This is a genomic window from Aeromonas sp. 3P (assembly GCF_051919745.1).
GTDB lineage: Bacteria > Pseudomonadota > Gammaproteobacteria > Enterobacterales > Aeromonadaceae > Aeromonas > Aeromonas veronii.
In genome coordinates, this window is the sequence record NZ_JBQBED010000001.1 from 1,292,897 (window position 1) to 1,317,056 (window position 24,160).

At 42.5% G+C, this 24,160-nt stretch carries 16 protein-coding genes and 5 pseudogenes; 2 read left to right on the forward strand and 19 right to left on the reverse strand.

Translation table 11 applies throughout. The features are described 5' to 3' along the window. Nucleotides 1–94 precede the first annotated feature (94 nt). The 10 genes and pseudogenes from ACTG19_RS05740 to ACTG19_RS05785 all read right to left on the reverse strand — a co-directional run bounded on the left by ACTG19_RS05740 (nt 95) and on the right by ACTG19_RS05785 (nt 11,859). Complete coding sequence (locus tag ACTG19_RS05740) at nt 95–1,828, reverse strand: PglL family O-oligosaccharyltransferase (protein WP_201990491.1); 1,734 nt, start codon at nt 1,826–1,828, stop codon at nt 95–97. 44 nt (nt 1,829–1,872) lie between these two features. Then, a pseudogene (locus tag ACTG19_RS05745) lies at nt 1,873–2,707 on the reverse strand (IS3 family transposase); the annotation flags it as partial. Nucleotides 2,708–2,709: 2 nt separating this feature from the next. Then, on the reverse strand, nt 2,710–4,128 hold the full coding sequence (locus ACTG19_RS05750) for an IS66-like element ISAs21 family transposase (protein ID WP_004576012.1): 1,419 nt from the start codon (nt 4,126–4,128) through the stop codon (nt 2,710–2,712). A 142-nt stretch (nt 4,129–4,270) separates the two neighbouring features. Beyond that, nucleotides 4,271–4,789 (reverse strand): annotated as a pseudogene (locus ACTG19_RS05755) (IS30 family transposase). Between the two features lie 262 nt (nt 4,790–5,051). Beyond that, nucleotides 5,052–6,120: pseudogene (locus ACTG19_RS05760) on the reverse strand (IS110 family transposase). Nucleotides 6,121–6,323: 203 nt separating this feature from the next. After that, the gene (wecA, locus tag ACTG19_RS05765; protein ID WP_113738816.1) at nt 6,324–7,379 is read right to left on the reverse strand and encodes a UDP-N-acetylglucosamine--undecaprenyl-phosphate N-acetylglucosaminephosphotransferase; all 1,056 of its coding nucleotides are present in this window, start codon (nt 7,377–7,379) and stop codon (nt 6,324–6,326) included. Between the two features lie 15 nt (nt 7,380–7,394). Continuing rightward, on the reverse strand, nt 7,395–8,510 hold the full coding sequence (locus ACTG19_RS05770; RefSeq protein WP_439988855.1) for a glycosyltransferase family 4 protein: 1,116 nt from the start codon (nt 8,508–8,510) through the stop codon (nt 7,395–7,397). A 282-nt stretch (nt 8,511–8,792) separates the two neighbouring features. Beyond that, a complete protein-coding gene (locus ACTG19_RS05775) occupies nt 8,793–9,563 on the reverse strand; it encodes an EpsG family protein (protein ID WP_439988856.1) in 771 nt (256 codons plus the stop codon). Between the two features lie 10 nt (nt 9,564–9,573). Next, nucleotides 9,574–10,644 (reverse strand): glycosyltransferase family 4 protein, encoded by a 1,071-nt coding sequence (locus ACTG19_RS05780; RefSeq protein ID WP_439988857.1) that lies wholly within the window; start codon nt 10,642–10,644, stop codon nt 9,574–9,576. Nucleotides 10,645–10,923: 279 nt separating this feature from the next. Beyond that, nucleotides 10,924–11,859, reverse strand: a complete 936-nt coding sequence (locus ACTG19_RS05785; RefSeq protein WP_439988858.1) for a glycosyltransferase family 2 protein — start codon at nt 11,857–11,859, stop codon at nt 10,924–10,926. A gap of 686 nt (nt 11,860–12,545) precedes the next feature. Here ACTG19_RS05785 and ACTG19_RS05790 point away from each other — a divergent pair. Further along, nucleotides 12,546–12,868 (forward strand): annotated as a pseudogene (locus ACTG19_RS05790) (IS630 family transposase); the annotation flags it as partial. 9 nt (nt 12,869–12,877) lie between these two features. On the opposite strand, the gene ACTG19_RS05795 reads toward ACTG19_RS05790, so the two are convergent. Further along, the gene (locus ACTG19_RS05795; RefSeq protein WP_393923077.1) at nt 12,878–14,296 is read right to left on the reverse strand and encodes an IS66-like element ISAs21 family transposase; all 1,419 of its coding nucleotides are present in this window, start codon (nt 14,294–14,296) and stop codon (nt 12,878–12,880) included. 101 nt (nt 14,297–14,397) lie between these two features. Between ACTG19_RS05795 and ACTG19_RS05800 the strand changes: the two are divergent. Next, nucleotides 14,398–15,038, forward strand: a pseudogene (locus ACTG19_RS05800) (IS630 family transposase); the annotation flags it as partial. 149 nt (nt 15,039–15,187) lie between these two features. On the opposite strand, the gene ACTG19_RS05805 reads toward ACTG19_RS05800, so the two are convergent. The 8 genes from ACTG19_RS05805 to rfbA all read right to left on the reverse strand — a co-directional run bounded on the left by ACTG19_RS05805 (nt 15,188) and on the right by rfbA (nt 24,075). Beyond that, nucleotides 15,188–16,216 carry a hypothetical protein gene (locus ACTG19_RS05805; protein WP_439988860.1) on the reverse strand — a complete coding sequence of 343 codons (1,029 nt, stop codon included), beginning with the start codon at nt 16,214–16,216 and terminating at the stop codon, nt 15,188–15,190. A gap of 60 nt (nt 16,217–16,276) precedes the next feature. Further along, a complete protein-coding gene (locus ACTG19_RS05810; protein WP_439988861.1) occupies nt 16,277–17,473 on the reverse strand; it encodes a hypothetical protein in 1,197 nt (398 codons plus the stop codon). Between the two features lie 123 nt (nt 17,474–17,596). Continuing rightward, entirely contained in the window at nt 17,597–18,544 is a 948-nt protein-coding gene (locus ACTG19_RS05815) for a glycosyltransferase (RefSeq protein WP_439988862.1), read from the reverse strand. A 739-nt stretch (nt 18,545–19,283) separates the two neighbouring features. Then, nucleotides 19,284–19,997 carry a dTDP-4-amino-4,6-dideoxyglucose formyltransferase gene (locus ACTG19_RS05820; protein WP_439988863.1) on the reverse strand — a complete coding sequence of 238 codons (714 nt, stop codon included), beginning with the start codon at nt 19,995–19,997 and terminating at the stop codon, nt 19,284–19,286. Nucleotides 19,998–20,012: 15 nt separating this feature from the next. Then, nucleotides 20,013–21,128 carry a dTDP-4-amino-4,6-dideoxy-D-glucose aminotransferase VioA gene (gene vioA / locus ACTG19_RS05825; RefSeq protein WP_439988864.1) on the reverse strand — a complete coding sequence of 372 codons (1,116 nt, stop codon included), beginning with the start codon at nt 21,126–21,128 and terminating at the stop codon, nt 20,013–20,015. A gap of 30 nt (nt 21,129–21,158) precedes the next feature. Further along, a complete protein-coding gene (locus ACTG19_RS05830) occupies nt 21,159–22,586 on the reverse strand; it encodes a lipopolysaccharide biosynthesis protein (protein ID WP_439988865.1) in 1,428 nt (475 codons plus the stop codon). Beyond that, nucleotides 22,586–23,134: a dTDP-4-dehydrorhamnose 3,5-epimerase gene (rfbC, locus tag ACTG19_RS05835; RefSeq protein ID WP_439988867.1), complete on the reverse strand. Its 549-nt coding sequence runs from the start codon at nt 23,132–23,134 to the stop codon at nt 22,586–22,588. Before rfbC ends, ACTG19_RS05830 begins: the two co-directional genes overlap by 1 nt. A gap of 62 nt (nt 23,135–23,196) precedes the next feature. Further along, complete coding sequence (rfbA, locus tag ACTG19_RS05840; protein WP_439988868.1) at nt 23,197–24,075, reverse strand: glucose-1-phosphate thymidylyltransferase RfbA; 879 nt, start codon at nt 24,073–24,075, stop codon at nt 23,197–23,199. Nucleotides 24,076–24,160: the final 85 nt, after the last annotated feature.

The window sequence follows — 24,160 nt, forward strand, 5'->3', positions numbered from 1 at the left end:
GAAAACAGACTGTTCGGATAGTGGCCGTCCAGAAGGTAAACAATAAAAAAGCCAGCCGTTTTTAAGGGCTGGCTTTCTATGTAGCCAAATAGCACTATTTATTTTTGGTTATATTCTTGCCTGATTTGTCAACACCAGTAATCACTGCCTGTGAAGCGGATCCAGTTAAAAGGGGCTCGGTTGGATAGAGCTTGAGCGCTTCCACTCGCATCGTATTGGCTTCCTCCCTACGACCCAATGCATTAAGCGCGATCACCATATTGGCGTATATGTTGGCACGCGGTGTATGGCGTACGAATGCCTGCCCCCACTCCAGATAAGCTTCCAGTTCGGTCTTGTTATTTGTCTGCAAACCCACCATCAGACGAACCGAGTTCACATCAAATTCCACTCGGGTCAACCAAGCCATGGGATTGACGATATCAAGTAGCAAAGTCGGCTCTTTATACCCACCCCGTTCATATTTGGTGACTACCCATGCGGTGTGAATTGCTGTGAGCATAAAGGGAACGACCAGCAGCGGGATAGCGATCGCCATAAATCGCAGTAACAGCCATAGGCGGCACTCCATATCCCACCATGATGAGCGACCATGACTCACCAAGTTACTTTCTTCGATTTCAGTGTCGATGCTATAAATTAGCGTCAGCAGCAACCACCATAGTACGATTGCATGGTAGAGAGGATATTCCATCTGGGTATGGAGCAATATCGGTGTAACCAGGGCAAGCAGCCCCATGGCATTAACAGGGGGGACTCCAATGAGGCGAAACAATAATGCACCGCCCATGATTACCATGCCGACCATGGGTGCAATCCCCCCCTCAACAGCCCAGTAGAGAAACTCGTTATGGGGGTGGTCAAGATTGTACTCAATCTGCACCATGGACGGATCCAGTACTTTATCAGCCATGTAGTGATGGAGAAAAATAGATTCAAAACTGCCATATCCCCAACCACTCCAGGGAGCCTGTGCAATTAGTTTTGCCGCATAAGACCAGTAAATAGAGCGCATACCACCAGATTGATAAATCTCTAATCCGCGCTTTGCTCCAGCCAGCCAATATTGTGATAACAGGCCAATCGCTACAGCCAAAATAACCAGACCCAATATCCGCCATAGCAGCTGCTGTCGATAAAGCTGAGGCATCAATAAAAACAGTGCTAGCAGACCGCCTAACTGCCCCACTCGGGATTGCAAAACAACGAGCAGCAGTGCTGCAGAAAGAATGACGCCATAGCGCAGCGCCATAAGCAAGCGCCCCCCCCCTCGGCGTAATTCCAGCCAGATAGCAAGAGCAAGGCCAGTTGCCATAAACGTCGCCATCACGTTTGGCTGTTGAAAGATCCCGTATGGACGATTGGCTTTGGTGTCATAACCAATCCAGTTACCTGGCGTTAAGAGGTAGAATTGCACTAGACCCAGCAATGCCTCCATCGCGATCGCAACCAGGATGAGATAGAGCAAGCGATCACGCTGTGCTTTATCAAAGCGCCATTGATAAAGTCCAAACAAAAACAGCAGGCCAGCAAACAACCCCAGTAATCGGGGAATGGCATAATCCTTGAAAGCAAACCCGGAATAGAGCATCGGAAGCAGCAGCAAGAGCGCCCCTATCCATAAACCCGCTTGTAATGGAGAAAAGACCAGACGCTGGCGTAACGTCACCTGCCAGAGCCCCAATCCGATAGCCAGCGAGGCAAACACCCACCCCCATGCGTTAAATGGCAGGTACAGCCCAGCACCACCTGGGTTGTGCATAAAAAAGTGCACACCCAACACCCAATAAAGTACACTTAAGCTGATCATAATTAGTTTTAAAGTCATAGTTGTGCTGCATCTAGTCGGTATATGCGTTAAAGGTGTAGTGGTCAACTAAATCCGGACACTTGGTTAGGTCGAACCTCGGCTTTTGCTGGCGGTATCCCGTCATTGTATTGATGTGGACGCCGCCAGTTGTAGTAATCCATCAGGTAATAACTGATATCCCGCTTCGCCTCTCGCAAGTTCATATATCCCATAGCCGGGAGCCACTCTGACTTCAGGCTTCTGAACAACCGCTCCATCGGGGCGTTATCCCAGCAGTTACCACGACGACTCATGCTCTGGGTCATGCGATAGCGCCACAGTCGTTGCCGAAATACCATATTGGCTGCCCTAGTCAGAGTGAAATAGTACACCGGATGGCAACCCCGCTGCTGATAGGCCAGCTCTGCATCAGGCTTATCAGACATCGCCCAGCCCACGACCCGCCGGGTGTGCAGGTCAAGAAGCACTGCCAGGTAATGCCAACGATCACCTGCCTAGACGTAGGTGATATCGCCACACCACACCTGATTGGGTTGCTGGACATCAAATTCGCGGGCCAGCAGGCCGTTCAGACTGTGCCACCTTATAGTGGTGTGCGCCCGGCTGTTTGGATACCAGCCCTGCTTCCTTCATCAAGTTACGTAATTTGAATCGGCCAATCTGATACCCCAACTCCCGCATCATCGGCATCAAGGCGCGGCTGCCTGCCGAGCCTCGGCTCTCTTTGAACAACCGGCGCAACTCGCTGCGTTGCTGTATCCGCTTACGGTTAATCATCCGCTTGCGAGCCAGATAGTAGTAAAAACAGGATGTTGGAACATCGAAAGCGCAGCAGACCAGGGTGATGGGGGCTTGCTCTCTTAATTGGTCTATCAGCGCGTACGTGTGAACGTAACCGTTCACCGGGACGGTGTTGACAGCACCAACTCCTCCGGGAACGGGTAGTCGGTTTTCTCGATGCAGGACCTGACAACTGCCCTCAGCCACTCCTGCGGGCAGCGGCCCAATCGCTTGGCCGTCTCCACCAACGATAGGATACGCTGCCTGAACTGCTCGCCTCGATGCGACCAGACGCCATAGCTTCCCTTGCGCCACAGCACATAGCCACGCAGCGCCCGCTCCGCTTCATTGTTGGTCAGCGCTATCTCGTCGTTTTCCATAAAACGCCATAGCATCTCATCGTCCTTGAGCAGTAACTGGCAGCGCCCACGGTAGCGCTTGGAACACAGTACACTGCCCCGCTCCAGCTGCCTTCGCCAGCTTTGCCGACATCGCTGCAACCTTCGCTGGTACTGCTCCCGGCTTAAGCAGCCTTGTTCATAGCCATGCCGGGTTCTGAACACCGTGTCAGCCAGCAGTACCAGCCGGGCTCCGATAGGCTGGTTGACGGCGTCGCTACTCTCGGCAATCGCCGCCACGTTGCGCAGCACATGCGCCCAGCACAGTTGGCGCTGGGCGCTGTCGATGAAGCGGTATCCCGCATACTGGTCGGTCACCAGCACCCCATCAAGCTCACTGCCCAGCAACCGCTTCGCTGCCTCCTGACCGCGGCCAAACGCCGTCATGAAGCAGACCGCGACCTTGCTCAGGGCCAGCCACATCCAGCGTCGCTCACCGCCCCGCTGGTGCCGGGTTTCATCGGCATGGATGATGGCGGCAGACTGCACTTGCTGTTTGATGGCTTGGTGGGTCGGGGTGAGCATGGCGCTGACCCGGCCTTGCGCTTCACTGATGGCGCCTCGGCTAAAGCTCAAACCGAAGTGCTGCTTGAGCTGCTGCTGTATCTTGCTGATGCTCTGGTGGAACTGACCACTCTGCAAAGCGATATAGCTCAGCAGATTAGCCCCCATCTGGCTGTGGCTCACCGTATCGGGCAGGGCTGCTTCACTGGTGGTGACGCACCCACGGCAGGTGCCCCGATACAGCTGATGCTCTGTCACCACATAGCTGACCTCGGGCAGGTCAAACACCTGATGAACCCGGTAGGGCTTGTCATGGGACACCACCTGCTCACCACAGCAGGCGCACTGCCGGGCAGGATAGTGTGGTATTGCCGTCAGTCGGTCGTCCTCAGGATGACGTTCACGCCGCTGCCCCTTGTGGCCAGGCTGGGCACCACGAGCCTTGCCGGAAGCGGGGCGCTTGCGCGCAGGCGGGGTCCCCGAGCCATCAGTGGAGGGGGGCTTGGAGGAGTTATTGCTGTTTTGGTTGAGGCGGTCTTCAAGCTCGGCGATGCGCGCCATCAGCTTGTAAATCAGCTCGTTGGCTTGCTCGAGGGTCAGCGGCAGGCCGGGTGGTGGCGTAATGGGTTTGCTCATGACGTGATGGTGCCAAGCTGGCGGGATCAGGCAAGGGGCAACAGTGGATCAAGGGATGATCGTCTCACTTTTTCCTGTCAATGCCATCTGGGTGAACAGTTACCGTGTGAACTAGTCCGCCATCAAGAGAGCAGTTGTAGATTCAACTTGTCAACGCAACACTCTTTTCAATAACTTCTTTTGGCGTTTTAAATTTCAGGATTTTCCTCAGTCTGCGGTTTAGTTGAGCTGCAACCGTATCCAGCTCTTGCTGGGAATATTGGGCAAGACATGTCTTTTTGGGGAAGTATTGTCGGATCAGCCCATTGGTATTTTCATTCGCCCCCCGTTGCCAGGGACTCTGGGGATCACAGAAGTAAACCTTCACCCCAGTGTTTGCAGTAAACCCCAAATGCTTGGCCAGTTCCATGCCGCGATCCCATGTCAGCGACTAATGCCGTTCACTATATTGATGGTCCCCCTCTCTCCCTAGCGGGTATGGCGTTTCCCATGACGCATGGCTGTGAGAACGACGTAGATGCTTGACAAGCAGATGGTGCAGTACGGTTTCACCGACATCCAGTGTACGGCTGGCTTCAGGGACAGAATATCCCTGGTCGAGCACTAGGGATGCGGCGTCGAGTTTGAATTCGGCAGTAAATGAGCGACGTAATCTTGTCATTGAACACCTCAGATCATGGTGGCAACTGTACCACCCAAATGGTGTCCGGGATGATTAGACCATATATGGACGCCCCAGGGTTGTGCAAGAACTGAACTGATACGGTTTGCGACCATATATCCGGCGTTATGATGAGATTAACTCCCTAGCAATGATGTCATCCGAGCCTTGCTTCCTTATCACTACACCAGTATATGCATACCCAAGTCTAATTCAGGCTGTTACAAGGACAGTACCCGTTTCTTCATCAGTGCCTGCAAACTTAGTAACGTAGATTTTCTAAGCAAATATCAAATGAATTTCCTGCAAAAGCTCTGCTCATACTGAAATCAACCGAGTCAGTTAGTACGCGCCAGATAATCCGAGTTAACTTATTTGCCAGGGCGACAGTGGCTTTCAAGAAGCCACGCCGCAATTCAATTGCCTTGATCCATCTCCCTAAACTGTCATCCCGTTTTTGCACACAACGCATCACCGCTCGAGCGCCATGGATGATCAAGGTCCTCAAGTTACGATTACCGTTCTTGGTCATGGATGAAAGCCGTTGTTTTCCACCTGAACTGTGCTGTCGAAGGACTAAGCCACACCAAGCCGAAAGCTCACGGCCGCTGGAAAACTGGGTGGCATCAACCTCACTGACCACCGCAGCGGCAATCAGTGGCCCGACGCCAGGAATGGTCAATAAGTGGTGATAGGCAACCTGCTGGCTGGACAGTTCAGCTAGTTCCTTATCCAAGACATCAATCCGTTCAGTGAGTATCTGCATATCTTCTCGTAACAGGCTCGGTAGTCGGCGAAGCGTGAAGGTTATCGTATTGTCTCCGTCTTCAAGCACTTCTGGCAGTTGTTGTTGCAGGCGTTGTAACCCAGCTGGAATAATGACCCCGTACTCGGCAAGTAATGCCCGTAGTTGGTTAGCCAGAGCTGTTCGCTGCTCAACTATGAGCTGGCGAGCACTACGTAACGCCTTGATATCTTGTTGCTCTGTAGTTTTAACTGATACGAAGTGGATCCCTGGTCGGCAAGCAGTTTCACAAATAGCTAATGCATCGTTGACATCATTCTTCTGGTGTCTTGCAAAGGCTTTGACATGCTGTGTGGGTATGAGTTTTACGTCATAGCCCATCGATATCAGTGTCCGTCCCCAGAAGTGAGATGTTGAGCAAGCTTCCATAGCAATCAGTGTTTGCGGTGGGAAACTGGCGCAACGTGTGGAGCAGTTTCTGGCGAGATATTTTACGACTCCAGGCAACAGAACCATCAGCCATCCATACACACACCTGAAAAACAGACTTAGCAATATCGATTCCAATTACTTTGATCGTGTTCATGTGGTGCTCCCCCAAGTTGAACGCTGTCAGCCTAAGTATGAAACTGACCACGCTGGGAGGGGGCCTCCATCACATCACTACAGCTTGATTTTTGGGCGACGAATTAGATCGCACAAACTGGACTGAAGTTCCTACCTCCGGTGAGCGATAATTCGTAACAGCTATTTAGATGGAAGGATATATAATACATGGAAAGATCTTAGTCATGAACGACTCCTCAGCCAAGAGATAATTTTCCATATGTGGCTCAACATTACATAATAGAACATTGAAATAAATAAAAACATTATCATAACCATAAAATCTGGTATACCACTATACTCCATAAATATACCAAAAATAGCGAGCAATGCTGCCATAAAAGAGATTAAAGCCAAAGATTTACCTGATGACAGGCCAGCTCTCAAACAAATATGATGCAAATGTTCTCTATCAGCTTTAAATGGCGATTGCTTCTTTTTTATTCTCCTTACCATTGTCGAAATCATGTCGATAAGAGGAATGGCAATCAACCATAAGGCCGTTACCGGCTTCATCTGAGAAGTTGCACCTTGTGTGCCCTGCAATAATATCCATACGATGGTGAATCCAAGCAGCATGCTTCCTGCATCACCCATAAATATTTTGCATCTGTCTTTTAGTATAAAACCAAGATTTAATAGTAAATACGGCACAGTGACGATAATAAAAAGCAAAGAGAACCATGCAAGATTGAACTGTTCATCTTCATAGTGTATGTAAAAAAGCCCTGCAAACGCGACTAGAGATAATGTCCCCAATAAACCATCAATACCATCAACCATGTTAAATGCATTTATTGCTCCCAAAACAGCCAGTATCGTAACGATGTAGCCAAGAGGTCCTAAAACCAATTCCGAACCAAAGAGTATATATCCTAGGCTTTTCAATGAAAGACCAGCACCAAAAATCATGAGACAAGAAACAATGATTTGAACAATTAATCTTATTCTATAATCTACGTCATACTTATCATCAATCACACCGATCATAACAAGTATTGAAGCACATAGAACATAAATATCAGAGTGCACTAGCAACTCTTGTTTCCACCAAAGAGCTAGCATTACTGATGTATAAATTGATAAACCACCGACTAACGGGACGTTACCTACGTGTTGTTTTCTTTGTGTGGGTTTGTCAACCAAGCCAAAAATATGTGCTAGCTTGCTAAAAAAAAGGGATAATAAAAATGACGCTGCGCCAATAAAAATAAAGAAAAATAATATGTTTGAATTCATGCTATTACCGTTACTTTACACTTGATATTTTGCTATGGTTTTTTTATAAAAATCAAAAACTATCTCGTTTGCGTACTTATTAGCCACATAGTTTCTTCCATTACGTCCGAGCAATACTAATTCAGAAGACTCCAATCCAAGAACATAAGTACACGTTTCGACTAAACTATCTACATTATTTGGCTCACAAAGGAAGCCGGTTTCCCCATTGATAACGACATCTTTACACCCTGGGGCATTTGATGCAATAACTACTTTCGACATGGCCGAAGCTTCAAGCAGCGTGCGAGGAATCCCCTCTCGATATGATGGTAATACAACACAGTTTGCTTTATTTATGAACGGTCTAACGTCATGCTCAAATGGTAAATAATCAATCACCCCTTCTTGTATCCAAGCCTCCAGCATTTCTTTTTCTATCGAATTAGGATTACCAGAATCAACATCTCCCATTAATATAAACTTACACTCTGGGAAAAAACATTTAATTCTTCTTGCTGCTTCAACAAATTCAAAAATGCCTTTATCTGAAAGCATTCTTGCAATCAAGAGAAATGAAAAACCTTCACTAAAAAATGGCTGAAAATGGATGTTTGAAAAATAATCAACATCAATCCCCTCACCAGGGAGTATTCTTGTTTTGTTCTTATCGACTAGCCTTAATGAAATAAAATAACTTTTATCATCCTCATTCAAAAACCAAACTTCATTTGAAAAGAACAATGCGACCTTATATAAGTAACGAGATATTGTTGATACTAAGTTATTATTTATAGCTATATAACCTAAGCCAGTTGTAACCGCTATATTTTTAATCCCCGCGAACCATGAGGCAATGGAGCCATAAATTATTGGCTTTATAGTATAGTTGAAGATAAGGTCTGGCTTAATTTCTTTTATTTTTAGATAAATTTTGAAAAGAAGCAATATTTCGTAGATTGGATTTATTCCTTTTCTCGAAAGATTTATATCTAATAACGTGCACCCAGGTATATCTTTAATCTTATTGAAGGAGTGATCATTTGGCGCCAAAATATAGACTTGATGCCCTAAACCAATAATATTTTTAATTAAATCCATTCTGAAGTTATAGAATGACCACATTGTATTGCCAATTAATAATATTTTCACATTTAAATACTCAAGATGTTTTTATATGGAAGCCAAAACAAGCCTGCGAATGGAGAGAAACATAGCCAAATATATAATAAAAAAAAGTATAGCGATAAAACAAATGTCACTGCGTGACGAAGATATTTAGAATCACGAATCCTATCTAAAACTAACATCAATAGAAGTGGTTGGAAATATATAAAGTACAAGTAAAATCTATCCACTAGTGTTGGATAGAAAAAAACTAGAATCATAGATATGCATGTAACTATGGCTCCACTTTTTAGTAAATCAGACTGTCTATCCGCAAACAAAAAAAAATGATGGCGATGGATTCACCATCAAATATAGACATAAGATAAAAATCCCCAGACCGACACGTAAAATTGCACCCTGCGAATAGACTAAATTTTTTATATATAGTTCTGATATATGATTCCAATAAAAAAGATATATATAAATCATCATTGCAATAAAAAACAACAACATAGAAAAAATAATTTTCTTATTATTAAGCCCTAATATAAACACAGGAATAAATGATAATGAAGACTTATGAAAAAGCACAGATAGCATAATAACCAGAAGTGATTTGTATACTTTTCCATCCAAGAAAAATGAAACCGCTAATAAGGACAATCCAATTGCTACAGACTGTCTAGTGTAACCCATTCCCACAACAACAATTAAGTATGGATATAAAACAGCTAAACACAACCATGGATATGGCTGCTTGGAACAAAAAATGAATATGCAACTAAAAAAAATAAGCGCACAGATAAAATTAACTATATATATAGTCCCGAATGTTCTTCCAACAATCCAGTTTATAGCCGCATATGCTGGGTCTGTATACCTGATTGCATCAAAAAATGAAAGCTTTGATATCTCAATAAAGAATTTATTATATAGAAGCCAGTCTCCACCAATAGACTCTCTCAATCCAATAAATAAACATAAAAAAACATAAAAAAGTATCCATGGGAACTTACCTCGCAATATTCCATTATGCCTAAATGTAAACAATGATAAAATAATATAAGGAAATATATATGCAATATAAGAACCCATGAAATAATGCTCAGTTGATTATTAATAACTCTTTTATCGACTTGTATTGCTGTTGAACACAATATATATTTTCGACCGCTGCACGTCCATTTTTTCCATACATTTCACGGAGAGCACTTGACGATATGAGCGTAGAACATGCAGAAATCCACTCCTCTTGTGTAGATGCTAGCAATCCTGATTTTGAGTCATTTACAATATCAACATTAACGCCTATTGGGGAAGCAATTACTGGAATGCCGACGGCCATATACTGAATTATTTTATATCCACACTTACCCTTTTCCCACTCACTGTCTATTAATGGCATGATCCCAATGTCCATTTTTTTAATTAGCTCCACTTCACTATCTGCAGACCATGAAACCAATTCAATATGATCATTCTTAAAATGACTTAAAATCTTATCACTAGCACCAACCACCAAGAGTTTTACAGAAAATTTTTCACAGATAGATGACAGAGCATTTTTCATTTCAATTAGATATTTCTCCGTTGATGGAGAGCCGATCCATCCGATATAAGAGACTTTATCTCTGTAATTGTAATTTGGAACTTGAGAATAACGACGGATATCAATCACTGTAGGTATAATCAAAACGTTTTTAGCACCGGATAACTTTGCTTTATCCGCCAAATTTCTATTTCCTGCAATAACTAGTGATGCATGCTTCATCACCTTTTCAATTTTATTTCCCAATAGAATCTTTTTTAAATTACCATGTTTATATTGTAGATACACCGCATCATCATAGTCAACAACAACTCTTTTCCCTATAAGGACAAAAAAACGTTCAAACCAACCAGGTAAATAGGGAAAGATTTCTTTTTCTACCCATATCGTGTCAAAAAAAACACATAATAAACAATGAAAAAAACGCCTTATATAACACCAAACAATATTGAGATATGATAGTTTTCTCTTTCCATTAAGAAATAGCATATACTTTGCGTTAAAGAACGATGTTACATAAAAATCATCATGGCCAGTAGTGATAAAAGGTAAGTATTGTAATAATCGCAGTCTTGAGCTAGCTCCTTCTACAGGGTAACGACTCATAATCATAATTTTTTTTCTCATTCTCGCCCCTAAAAATCAATCTAAATAAAACTCAAAATATTCGATAGTAAAAAACCATGAAATAAATTTATTACTATCTCCCATCAAATTATGGGTTCTTCTTATATAGAAGTAGAAAAATAAATAAGTTTTATTACCAACCTTTTATTTTTATTGATTGCACTCCTATTAAAAACGGCCGAACGAATTTCACTATGACAAATAGGCAAAACAGAAGCTTAGGGAAAACTGTATCTCAGTATCGAATTTCATTCGTTGATTTACCTATAGAAATTATGTTTATTGCCGAAATATCTTTTTATACGAAATAAAACAAAAGTATAAAAATGACTTTAAAAACCCCATCCTTAAACAATTATAGAATTTTAGTGATTCATTAATAGTTCCTCCTGTATGCAAAAATCCCTCTAACTCAGCAGCATCAACACTCTTATTTTCTTCTAACATAAATCGATTATAAATAGCCAGATTTTGCTTTTTAACATTGATATAGTGCTTTTCTAATAGGCTTAAATTATCCATTATACTTCTTGCCTTGAAAGCAGAAAGAAGAGAGTTCTGCTTTGCACCTATACAATTAGACTCATGTTGTCTATATAACATTGTTGGCTCTAGACAATAAGATGTTTGCCCAATAAGAGAGGCGACAGATATTAACCACCAATCATGCATAATGGCCTCGTCTGGGATAGGAAGCGCAATATCTAATAGCTTTCTATTGAAAATCATCGAGCATCCTGGAAATATGTTACTATACAAAATATTATTAGTTCGTGCATCTTGCGGTAGCTTTACACCTTTATAATTTAAAAATGATTCATGTATTACAGATAACTCACTATCAACGACCATTACATCCGTTGAAACTAAACAGGGGTAGTTTCCGTCCAATTTCATTATAGTATCAAGGCTAAGCTCAACTTTATGTGGTAGCCACACATCATCCTGATCACAGGTCATCACAAAGTCAGATGATGTTAAAGATAGTCCAAATGAAAAATTATTCTTCGCTCCACTTTTACCCGATGAGTTTTTATAAAGCTCTATGCGTGGATCTTTTTTAAGAGCCAATAACAAATAAGTTTTGTCTGTTGAATTATCATCAACAATAATGATTCTATTAACTTTATCTATAGATTGCTGAGACAATATTGAGTCTATCTGCTGTAGTAAATAAACTTTAGGATTAAACGTAGCTATAATGATATCTATCATACTGTAATACTCAACTTAAATACATAATGAAAATATCTTATTAGTCGCATTAAAACGACTGTGAAATATTGAATAGTAGTCACCAAGAGAGCATTACCAAAGATGTTTAAGTAGACGATGATGTATACTCTATACGAATATAACTATCGCCTTATACAGGCTTCAAACAAGTGCCTTTTCACAGTCTTTAGTGTGCCCTGCTTATTGCATCAATTCTTCCCTTTCAGGAACATGTTGAATATCTTATCCTGCCATCAACTGGTACTGATATTGTACTAATCATTGCAATTACCTAGACAATGACTCATCACTCTGTCTACATTTCTTCAACTGATCCATAGCAGGTCACCTTCCTTTTGATGCGAAAGTGTTCACCCCGCAAAAGTGTTGATGCCGTGCTCAATCTCCCCTCAGTTCTAGAGACTGCGTATTGGGATTATATAAGCTTGTAGATCTCGCAAATTTGCCTGACGGGATGCTATATAGCCGGATACTTTTGCAATCAAATACTGTTTACAGATACAGCATGTCAAGCATATGAGCTTACTGACGAAGGGGTTTACAACTACTAACTTTACTAAATGGCTGTTCCGAATAGTAGATCACCGGAGGAAGGGAACTCAGTCCAGTTTGTGCGATCTCATTAGTCGCCAAACAAAACAAGCCGCACCCAAAGGACTGAGTTGATGCCTATCCTACCCCCCCTGCCACGACCACAACGGCGCCGTATTCACAAAATCACCCATGTCACGAGTGATAAAGGACATGCTCGTCGCTTTATGGCACCTTGCTGTTACATGAAGGCCGCACGATCACTGATGTCCATCACCATACCGGCGCGGCTGGCCATGCCCCGGCCCTACCTGTCGCCAAGATTGCCACCTTACTGGTGCTGCTCATGCAGTTTTTTCCGCAAGATTTTGGTTATCAGCGCAGCCGCTGGTGTACCGAACTATTGGCCATCAAAATCAATCGGTTAACAGGCATTATGGCAGCCTCCACGCTCCGCAGTAACCGTTCACCGGGACGGTGTTGACAGCACCAACTCCTCCGGGAACGGGTAGTCGGTTTTCTCGATGCAGGACCTGACAACTGCCCTCAGCCACTCCTGCGGGCAGCGGCCCAATCGCTTGGTCGTCTCCACCAACGATAGGATACGCTGCCTGAACTGCTCGCCTCGATGCGACCAGACGCCATAGCTTCCCTTGCGCCACAGCACATAGCCACGCAGCGCCCGCTCCGCTTCATTGTTGGTCAGCGCTATCTCGTCGTTTTCCATAAAACGCCATAGCATCTCATCGTCCTTGAGCAGTAACTGGCAGCGCCCACGGTAGCGCTTGGAACACAGTACACTGCCCCGCTCCAGCTGCCTTCGCCAGCTTTGCCGACATCGCTGCAACCTTCGCTGGTACTGCTCCCGGCTTAAGCAGCCTTGTTCATAGCCATGCCGGGTTCTGAACACCGTGTCAGCCAGCAGTACCAGCCGGGCTCCGATAGGCTGGTTGACGGCGTCGCTACTCTCGGCAATCGCCGCCACGTTGCGCAGCACATGCGCCCAGCACAGTTGGCGCTGGGCGCTGTCGATGAAGCGGTATCCCGCATACTGGTCGGTCACCAGCACCCCATCAAGCTCACTGCCCAGCAACCGCTTCGCTGCCTCCTGACCGCGGCCAAACGCCGTCATGAAGCAGACCGCGACCTTGCTCAGGGCCAGCCACATCCAGCGTCGCTCACCGCCCCGCTGGTGCCGGGTTTCATCGGCATGGATGATGGCGGCAGACTGCACTTGCTGTTTGATGGCTTGGTGGGTCGGGGTGAGCATGGCGCTGACCCGGCCTTGCGCTTCACTGATGGCGCCTCGGCTAAAGCTCAAACCGAAGTGCTGCTTGAGCTGCTGCTGTATCTTGCTGATGCTCTGGTGGAACTGACCACTCTGCAAAGCGATATAGCTCAGCAGATTAGCCCCCATCTGGCTGTGGCTCACCGTATCGGGCAGGGCTGCTTCACTGGTGGTGACGCACCCACGGCAGGTGCCCCGATACAGCTGATGCTCTGTCACCACATAGCTGACCTCGGGCAGGTCAAACACCTGATGAACCCGGTAGGGCTTGTCATGGGACACCACCTGCTCACCACAGCAGGCGCACTGCCGGGCAGGATAGTGTGGTATTGCCGTCAGTCGGTCGTCCTCAGGATGACGTTCACGCCGCTGCCCCTTGTGGCCAGGCTGGGCACCACGAGCCTTGCCGGAAGCGGGGCGCTTGCGCGCAGGCGGGGTCCCCGAGCCATCAGTGGAGGGGGGCTTGGAGGAGTTATTGCTGTTTTGGTTGAGGCGGTCTTCAAGCTCGGCGATGCGCGCCATCAGCTTGTAAATCAGCTCGTTGGCTTGCTCGAGGGTCAGCGGCAGGCCGGGTGGTGGCGTAATGGGTTTGCTCATGACGTGATGGTGCCAAGCTGGCGGGATCAGGCAAGGGGCAACAGTGGATCAAGGGATGATCGTCTCACTTTTTCCTGTCAATGCCATCTGGGTGAACAGTTACGCTCCGCAGATGGTTACCTCGTATGGGACTTGTCTGGCGCAGGCCCGTGCCAACCTTGCGGATAAAAGACCCAGCCTATCAGGAGAAAATGGCGGATATCGACGCCACGCTGGCCCGTAGTGATGCCGATAATCCGGTGTTTTATGAGGATGAAGTCGATATAGACCTCAATCCAAAATTAGGGGCCAACTGGATGTTCAGAGCGCAGCAAAAGCGGGTTGTCACACCAGGACAGAACGCGAAACATTACCTAGCGGGCGTTCTCCATGCAGGCAAAGGAAGAATGCTTTACGTCAGTGGGATAAAGAAAAAGTTATCCCTGTTTTTCGCCATGCTAGAAAAGCTGCGTCTCCACTACCGACGAGCCAAAACCATCACGCTGACCCTCGATAACTACATCATTCACAAAAGCAAACAGACCGAGCGATAGTTGAAGAAAAATCCCAAGTTCTGCTTGGTGTTCCAGCCAGTTTACAACCCTTGGGTTAATCACATAGAACTGCTGTGGCACAAGTTACATGAAACTATCACGCGCAATCAACAATGTAGAGAAATGACCAGCCTGCTAGCCGAGTGAAACACTTCATGGATACCGTGTCTCCTTTCCCGGGGAATGGCTATGCCACAGCGAAGGTGTAGCACTATTATGATCAGTTATTTAGTTCAAATTGCATTAACAAAATGCGTTCACACCCTGACGAGCATCCCCTTAAAGCCACGCCTCGCTCAATTGAGCGGGGTAGCTAAAGATGAATAAGGTTCTAAATAGTGATAACCACGATTATATCTTACATCGAAAAATATATCGAATCAGAATTACAAGTCAATAACTTCAACCAATTAGAAACCTCACAAACCTCTAACACCTTACTTTCATCTAAAGTAAGAAAAGAACTTAACAAAAAATTATTTTGAACTATATTATTCGATTTAAATTCTGATAGTGAGATAATATGTCCTTTACTGACATTGAGTTCTGAAGAGTTAGCAACCACAAATACAGACCCATTATCTAAAGACTCTAAGTAACGCTGAGAATAACCTATCTGCTCACATTTAGAAATCTCAATAATAAATTTTGACCTTCTAAAAATATCATTATATTTTTCCTTGCATATCTTTTTATTAGTTATGATCTCATCTTCCTGTAAAAACTTGGAGTATAATTTAAAATAATATGAATATCCATTTACGTTAGCCCAAACAATTAAATCAGCCAATATACGCAATCTAAGGGGGGAATATACTCCAACAAAAAACAAATCATTTGATTTTAAGTTGATTTCATCTTTTTTAGATTTACTTGACAAATAAAAGTTTGGTAAAAACTTCCATCTCATAGACTGCGCATCTGCCTTGTCAAAAGAATAGACTACATCAAATACCTTAGATAAGGATATAGTAGATGGAAAATGTATTATGTTATCCCATTGATACAATGATTTACACTTGGCATTAATAGATTGAATCGCATTTTCAGATAAACCATACCCCTTTACAACAACTAAATTGTCATAAACCAGTTTAGTATTTATTTGGTTTAAAACCCATTTTTCAAACTTAGGAAATGCGTGAAAGGACAAAATGAAATCTCTAATTTTTATAAAAAAACTATTTTCATGCGGATTTCCCGCAACCAAAAAACTGATAATAAACAAAATAGATTTTTCGAAAAAACTCAATTTTCTTAATGAAAAAAAATCTGTTTCATCATAAAAAATGGCTGTTACACTCTTATACTGCTTAGATGCTTCTTTTTCCAAAATTTTTTCATAACCATTGAACTTAGGCATTATCAATATAATGTTATTATTCAATTTAATTTCCCAGTATTAATGTGGCCAACATCCCTCGTGGGGAAATATTAACTTTATTTGTTATTTTTTCGTTATGGCATTATATTTTAGTTTAATATCATTCACATTAAAAAGACATAGCAACATAGATATAAAGTAAATCTGAGCAATACCACTAGAACCAAAAAGATATATATCTTTAAAGTTACCAATTAATATCAGAAACAAGGAAAACAAATATACTGAAAAAACATCTTTATTTTTATGGCTTTGTAACAGAATTAAAAAATTAAGAAAAAGCATCAAAAGAAAACTAAGCACCCCTAAAACACCAAAATACCAAATAAGTAAAACATAACCACTATCAATACCTAATCCTAGCATAGAGAATATTCCTTCACCAAAAACCATATCAGAAGGAAATCTATACATACTTTTTAGCACATCTGATGATGCAGTACCAATCTCATTGCGCATTAATATATTAATAAATAACTCCAACGCCCAATCAATAAGATTTTTAAAACTCTCATAATAAAATAAAACAAGACAAGCTAAAAGAGATATTGAGAGTGCCAAAACCTTAATAACAAATAACTTACTTACTCTGGTCACACGAGCGGGCAAGATCAAAATTAAAGAAAGTGTGGCCAAAATTATAATGAATCCCATTCGACCTGAAAGAAAAATAGCTGAAATATTAAACACAATTAAAATCATATCAGTAATAATAAACTTGGCATTGGTATGTGACAGCTTATATTTAACATGAACCAATCCGATATAGACAATTAGACAATGAAACAATGACATAATAGACCCCCCGAATACAAATAACCCGGAACTTCTCATGCCTAATGCCAAATATTCTTCTGTTGTTTCATTGGTATCCACGATACTATATACGATTTGCTTTAATTCTGGACTTAATAGCACCAAAACGGCTATAACTGCATTTAAACTACCAATAAGATATAGATGTCTCAATACAACGTATTGATAGCCATCTTTATAATGGCTTCGATAACAAACCAATAAGAGAACTGAGCTAATAAAAATAAAAAAACCATAACAAATAAACACAAGGAGATCAAATGAATTAGTACCGTGAATCAACGGAACCAGAGCAACAAAAACAAGAAAAACTAGATAGATAAAAATCGATAAAATAATTTCCCTAGATAAAAACCGTGGGTTACTTTTGATAAAGTTAAAAATAAACAAAAGTAGTATTATCGGAAAAGACAAATTTGCAGAACCTATACCTAGAATCGACATAGGCATAACCAGCATTAATGTCACTAGAAAATATAATCCATGATAAAACATCCACTAATGCCTCGCACTGATAACGCTTTTATTAATAATAACATTATATTATAAACAATATTTTAAACTGTTTTATCTCCGACAAAAAACATTAACCTTTCTCGCAGTACATTTATCTTTTACTTTGTTAATGGCTAATACGAACAAATCTAACAATAAATATTTTAATGCTAAAGTAAAACTATAATCGGAGACTAACCTTTCAACCTCTCCATGTCTATTATATGCAAAGCCATTTCTCCTTAACAAAGCAGTTATTTTTCCATACCAAGCATTGGCTTTTATTTTAGATGATTCTTTAACACTTAACCTCGACTGTTTGATGCCATCAAGTCTCGCCTTATGAACTAAGTCTCCAACTAGTGTTGGCGTAGTTAAACATAGACTGCCATCGGCTCCTTTACGATAGAAGGCTAATGGAGTTTCAATATAACCTAAAAATCCACACCGAGATAAATTTATGTGTACATGATAGTCCACAATCAATTCTTTTACAGAAAACACTGCACCAATATCAGAAGAACGATAGACCATTGAACTATTATTAAGAAAATTGAACCTTTCCAATAAGAAACCTGTATTTATTTTATCGGGTATTCTTTCGACATTATTAAAACAACCAAATACACTACCATCCTCATTTACAACTGTTGCATTAGCATAAACTGCACTACAGTCACTATTATCAAGTAAATAGGAAATTTGTAAATCTAGTTTATTTTCGGCCCAATAATCATCAGCATCACAATGAGCAACAAACATTGTTTCAGCCTGACAATGTACATACTTAAAATTTTCAAGAGCGCCAATATTCACGGGATGACGAATATGTTTCACAAATGAATATTTTCTTTGGTATTCAGCACACACTTCTGATGTTCCATCAGTAGAGGCATCATCTGAAATAATAACTTGATATGAATAATTTGTTTTTTGTTGCACAATGCTATCCAGGCATTGTCTTATGTATTTAATTTGATTATAAGTGACAACACAAACCGTAAGGATTGCATCATTCATGATTTCTGGCCGCCTTAATTTATGCTATATATTTATTTATGTCATTTGAAGTCAAATATTTTGCGATTTATTTAATTTTTTCTTTTAACTCTCATAATTGCTCAATTTCAGTTGCCGAAGAACGATAACGGATGATGTTTGCAGAATTCACCCCAAAAATTGCACAAAGTGGTACATTATTAGTCACTAATGATTCATGAGCAACCATAACTCCATCTCCGATGCATTATTTTACATCAACGGCAATACACACATTTTTCTGATGTAAATTGATCAATGTAGAGGTAAATGATTTAATGACACATCCAATTTCATCATTATTTGAAATAGAGAAATTGATACTAAACCAATATGATGCTTGTCTCTAAATAAAATTTAGAAAAAATAAATACCACCTGCAATTAATCAATATTTACCTATTAATGAACATTGATGCAATAATTCCACAGCATCATGTTAGCCACCATGAATTTAGGTTCAGGCCCATACGCACCCCGAGTTGTCTTAATAGTATTATCTTTCTTTGATTTTTTTTATTTCACTACTTCATTTTTTAACTTTTAATTAAACGCTCTAACACTACACAGTTCTTTTGTTATTATCGATAACTGTTACATAACAATCCTCTCAACCAAAACAATTCTTACTTTCTATTTTTAGCAGGAACGTCGATACAAAAGTAAAACCTTTCATAGTATAAATCGTTCATAGAACCTAAATCCTCAATGCATATTTACCGTTATGTTATAACGACTTTTACGTATCTTTTGACACCATCATTATCAATATAATAAGCATTTTTAAAATCGCCATGGCTTAAGGCTCTAAGCATATCAATGTGCTCTCTAAAAGTACCGGTATGCTCAAGTTCCAAACAACATAACTGATTAAAGTCATAAATAGAATTATAGTTCCCAACCTCTTTAGGAGAATATGTTTTATAATCCTCAAATACAATACGTTCAAACCATTCAGAAAGTAACGCTAACTCAACATCCTGGACTTTCTCATATACATCTAGAGATGTATCACTTTCAGCTATGCAGACTTCTTGCTGAACAATTATATCGCCTGCATCCACGTCTTCATTCATGATATGAATTGTCGCACCTATTGGTAGCTTATTTATAATGGAAAAAACTTGTGGAAACCACCCTCTATTATAAGGATTTAATCCTGGATGGACATTTACACAAATGGTGTTGTTTACTATTTCTGCTGGAAAAATCTGCTTGCAGTGGAGAGAAAATATCACATCATAAGAACGTGCAAAATCTGCATCTTTGGTTTTTATATCTATCTCTACAGCACCAAGCTGCTGCATGGCAAATGGCTTTTTGTTTACTTTGGAATAACAAAAATCACAGCTAGCATTTTTAATGTTGGGGAGAATATGATCTTTCAGAAATAGAGACAACTTCGGATTGTCAGATACAACTAATACTTTTTTCATTATTTCACCTAGTAACTACATATCAAGTGTAGAAATACTGTTTATTACCAATGACTGCTCTAAATAATTCAAATCACTGTAAATAGGTAAACAAAGCACTTTTTCCGCCAAGGCATTAGCATGTGACAAATGTGTGGTATCGGCACTTGGCAACCCCCGATACATCGGCATATTGCTGATCAATGGATAAAAATAGCGGCGAGATAAAATCCCATTGGATTTCAGTTTTTCATATAACTCATCACGGCTGAGCGGGTAATTTTCCTCAACCAAGATAGGGAAGTATGAGAAGTTACTATTAGCGTTGCAGTCATGCTGATACATGGTAATACCTGTTACGTCTGCAAGCTCAGTGCGGTAACGCGCATCGATAGCTTGGCGCTGCGCCATGGCCCGATCAATATGTTTAAGTTGTACTAAACCAAAGGCCGCATTGATTTCACTCATTTTTCCGTTAATGCCTGGAGCAGTGACGGTGAGTTCATCGGCAATGCCAAAGTTCTTTAAGCGATCAATACGCTGCTTGGTTTTGGCATCTGGGCTGATTATAGCCCCACCTTCGAAAGTGTTAAATACCTTTGTCGCGTGAAAGCTTAAAATCGATAAGTCGCCCCATCTAAGTAAACTCTCACCTTTATAATTCACACCGAAGGCATGAGCTGCATCATAAATCACCTTCAGTCCGTAGTTATCCGCAATTTTTTGAATGGCTTCTACATCGCAAGGATTAGAGTAGCAATGTACCGGCATAATGGCAGTGGTACGTGGGGTAATCGCAGCCTCTATCTTGGCAGGATCAATATTAAAGGTGGCGGGATCAATATCGACAAACACCGGCTCTAAGCCATTCCACATGATCGAATGGCTGGTTGCCACAAACGAATAAGGAGTGGTGATCACCTCACCGTGAATACGCATTGCCTGCAAGGCGGTGATGAGTGCAATGGTGGCATTATTAAATAAAGAAACATGTTCAACACCGAGGTATTCCGCCAGCTTGGCTTCCAGCTCTTGGTGGAATGGACCATTGTTGGTTAACCAACGGTTGTCCCAAATTTTTTCAAGGTAAGGTACGAATTCATTTAACTCTGGTAAAAATGGCTGAGTGACTGGGATTGTTTTATTCATCATGTTACGCCCAAAGTGAAAATAATTAAACCGTTAGCGTAGAAAGGTGCTGCGTAATTGCAACAGCAACGGCTTTTGCGCCAGAACTAAATACATGCCATATACTATTAAGGCCACCCCCAAGTTAACCCCGACTTGCAACCAAGCTTGTGGGAAATATAACCCGGCCCCATACCCCAAGGTGGCTGCTACCACCACGGCTAGCCAGATGGGTAAAATATCTTTGCACTGCTGCCATTGGCTTAAATTGGTTAACTTGGCTGTGTAATAGGTATTAAGCAGCAAGGCTAAATAGGAAGTAAGAGTAAAACCGGTACACATTGCCAACACGCCATAAGGAATGCTAAACCATAATACCGTCACACCAATAACTTTTTTAATTACTTCAAGCTTTAAAAATAGATCGCTGCGACCAGTAACTTGCAATAAATTCAAGTTGATGGAATGAATTGGGTATAGCATATAGCCTAAACACAATACAGTGAGCAATTCTGCGGTTCCCTGCCACTGCTCACCTAATAGGCTGGTTAACAACGGCTTTGCAATTAAACCCAAACCAACAATTAACGGAAAAATAACTAACGCCGATAACTTTAACGTTTTCCGATAGGCCTTAGCCATTCTATCTTGGTCGTGTTGTAGCTGGCTAAACAACGGAAAAGTGACACGCTGAATAATACCCGTAAGGGTGGTAGTTGGCACACTAGCTAATTGATTGGCTTGGCTAAATTGCCCCACTATCGCAGGACTGAATTTTTTACCAATAACAATTTGATATAAATTGTTGTAGGTGACATCTAGCAAACCAGATAATAACAATTTGCTGCCATAACTAAACAAGTAGCTAAAGGAATTTTTAGTACTGTATCCACGCGGTAACCAAGGGGAAAAAAAGTTAAACAACAAGGTAGCACAACTGGCATTGAGCAATGCTTGCGTCACCAAGGCCCATACGCCATAACCATTAATTGCCAATATAATCGCTGTTGGCCCACTGATCATCACACTTAGCACCGATATTTTGGCTTGGGTTTTAAAGTCCATCTCCACATTAAGTTTAACTCGCGGGATTAACGTGAATGCATTGATCAGCACAGTTAAGCCCAATACTCTCAGCAGAGGTTGCAGCTCTGATCGCCGATAGAAATCGGCAACAAAAGGCGCACTTACATAAAGGGCAAGATAGCACAAACCTGCCATGGCAATATTGTAGTAAAAAGCTGTCACCAAGTCGATTTCAGTGCGATCTGTTTTCCGAATCAACGCCGAAGTAAAACCGCTATCGACAAACACATTGGCGATGGCAATAAACACTGCCAGCATACCCACCAAGCCAAAGGCAGTTGGCCCTAGTAATCTCGCTAAATATAAAGTAATCGCGAGCTGAATGCCTTGGGTTAGAAATCGCTCCAAGGCGCTCCATTGCAGGCCTTTTTTTGCTTTGGTTGCCAAATCTGACATTAAAAATACTCTGCCAGTTTAAAGATTGGTTGTTTTTGGTCTTTATCAGATAAGGTGAGATTCATACCTTCTACTGGCCATGCCACAGCTAGTTGCTCATCATTCCACGCGATGCCTCTATCACTGGCTACGCAATAGTAGTTAGTTGTCTTATACAAAAACTCCGCAGTGTCGCTCAAGGTAACAAAGCCATGGGCAAAGCCTTCTGGGATCCATAGTTGGCACTTGTTTTCGGCAGACAGATGCACACCAACCCACTGGCCAAAAGTGGGCGAGCATTGGCGAATATCCACCACTACATCAAACACTTCACCTGCAACACAACGCACCAGCTTGCCCTGGGCATGAGGAGGCAATTGATAGTGCAAGCCACGCAGTACCCCTTTTGACGATTTGGAGTGATTATCCTGCACAAAAGTCACCGGATATCCTACCGCCTCTTCAAACAACTTGTGGTTGAAACTCTCAAAGAAAAAGCCACGTTCATCACCAAATACTTTTGGCTCAAAAATAAGCACATCAGGAATTGCTGTCTTGATTACATTCATCTGTCTATCCACATTAAATTCGATCTTTATGGGGAGAACATCTTCCCTCTCCCCATATCACTTCAAACTTTGGCAACCATTCTCAGCAGATATTGTCCATAAGCATTCTTTGCCAGCGGTGCAGCAAGTTCACGCACCTGTTTAGCATTAATGAACTTCTGGCGATAGGCAATCTCTTCCGGACAAGCGACTTTCAACCCCTGACGGGTCTCGATGGTCTGAATAAAGTTGCTCGCTTCAATCATGCTCTCGTGGGTTCCGGTATCAAGCCAGGCATAACCACGGCCCATCATCGCCACCGACAGATTACCTTGCTCCAGATAGATACGGTTCACATCAGTGATTTCCAACTCACCACGGGGTGATGGCTTCAGGCTCTTGGCGATCGCCACCACGCTGTTGTCATAGAAATAGAGGCCGGTCACCGCATAGTTGCTCTTGGGCTCCAGTGGCTTCTCCTCCAGAGAGATAGCGGTACCCTCTTTATCAAATTCCACCACCCCATAACGCTCGGGGTCATGCACATGATAGGCAAAGACGGTAGCGCCGCTCTCTTTGGCCGCTGCTGCCGCCAACTGTTTCTGCAGATCGTGGCCGTAGAAGATGTTGTCGCCTAGCACCAGTGCACAGGGGTCTGAACCGATGAACTCTTCACCCAGAATAAAAGCTTGTGCCAACCCGTCCGGACTTGGCTGCACCTTGTATTGCAGGTTCAGTCCCCACTGGCTGCCGTCACCCAGCAATTGCTCAAAACGGGGGGTATCTTGCGGCGTACTGATGATCAAAATATCGCGAATCCCGGCCAGCATCAGGGTGCTGAGCGGGTAGTAGATCATCGGCTTGTCATAGATCGGCAGCAGCTGCTTGCTCACCGCCATGGTGACTGGATAGAGACGGGTGCCAGAGCCACCGGCCAGAATAATGCCTTTACGTTTGGTCATAATGCTTGTTTCTTATTTTTAAATTGCAAAAGAAAAGGGTGGCGTTAGGCCACTCCTTTCTGTTTTATCCCTGCCAGCCAGGGAT

What these genes read in the sequence shown, in the direction of transcription:
- vioA (WP_439988864.1), bottom strand. Translation starts at nt 21,128, where the DNA reads ATGATGAATAAAACAATCCCAGTCACTCAGCCATTTTTACCAGAGTTA.
- ACTG19_RS05785 (WP_439988858.1), bottom strand. Translation starts at nt 11,859, where the DNA reads ATGATAGATATCATTATAGCTACGTTTAATCCTAAAGTTTATTTACTA.
- ACTG19_RS05815 (WP_439988862.1), bottom strand. Translation starts at nt 18,544, where the DNA reads ATGAATGATGCAATCCTTACGGTTTGTGTTGTCACTTATAATCAAATT.
- ACTG19_RS05775 (WP_439988856.1), bottom strand. Translation starts at nt 9,563, where the DNA reads ATGGGTTCTTATATTGCATATATATTTCCTTATATTATTTTATCATTG.
- ACTG19_RS05795 (WP_393923077.1), bottom strand. Translation starts at nt 14,296, where the DNA reads ATGAGCAAACCCATTACGCCACCACCCGGCCTGCCGCTGACCCTCGAG.
- ACTG19_RS05810 (WP_439988861.1), bottom strand. Translation starts at nt 17,473, where the DNA reads ATGTCGATTCTAGGTATAGGTTCTGCAAATTTGTCTTTTCCGATAATA.
- ACTG19_RS05780 (WP_439988857.1), bottom strand. Translation starts at nt 10,644, where the DNA reads ATGAGAAAAAAAATTATGATTATGAGTCGTTACCCTGTAGAAGGAGCT.
- rfbA (WP_439988868.1), bottom strand. Translation starts at nt 24,075, where the DNA reads ATGACCAAACGTAAAGGCATTATTCTGGCCGGTGGCTCTGGCACCCGT.
- ACTG19_RS05820 (WP_439988863.1), bottom strand. Translation starts at nt 19,997, where the DNA reads ATGAAAAAAGTATTAGTTGTATCTGACAATCCGAAGTTGTCTCTATTT.
- ACTG19_RS05740 (WP_201990491.1), bottom strand. Translation starts at nt 1,828, where the DNA reads ATGACTTTAAAACTAATTATGATCAGCTTAAGTGTACTTTATTGGGTG.
- rfbC (WP_439988867.1), bottom strand. Translation starts at nt 23,134, where the DNA reads ATGAATGTAATCAAGACAGCAATTCCTGATGTGCTTATTTTTGAGCCA.
- wecA (WP_113738816.1), bottom strand. Translation starts at nt 7,379, where the DNA reads ATGAATTCAAACATATTATTTTTCTTTATTTTTATTGGCGCAGCGTCA.
- ACTG19_RS05830 (WP_439988865.1), bottom strand. Translation starts at nt 22,586, where the DNA reads ATGTCAGATTTGGCAACCAAAGCAAAAAAAGGCCTGCAATGGAGCGCC.
- ACTG19_RS05750 (WP_004576012.1), bottom strand. Translation starts at nt 4,128, where the DNA reads ATGAGCAAACCCATTACGCCACCACCCGGCCTGCCGCTGACCCTCGAG.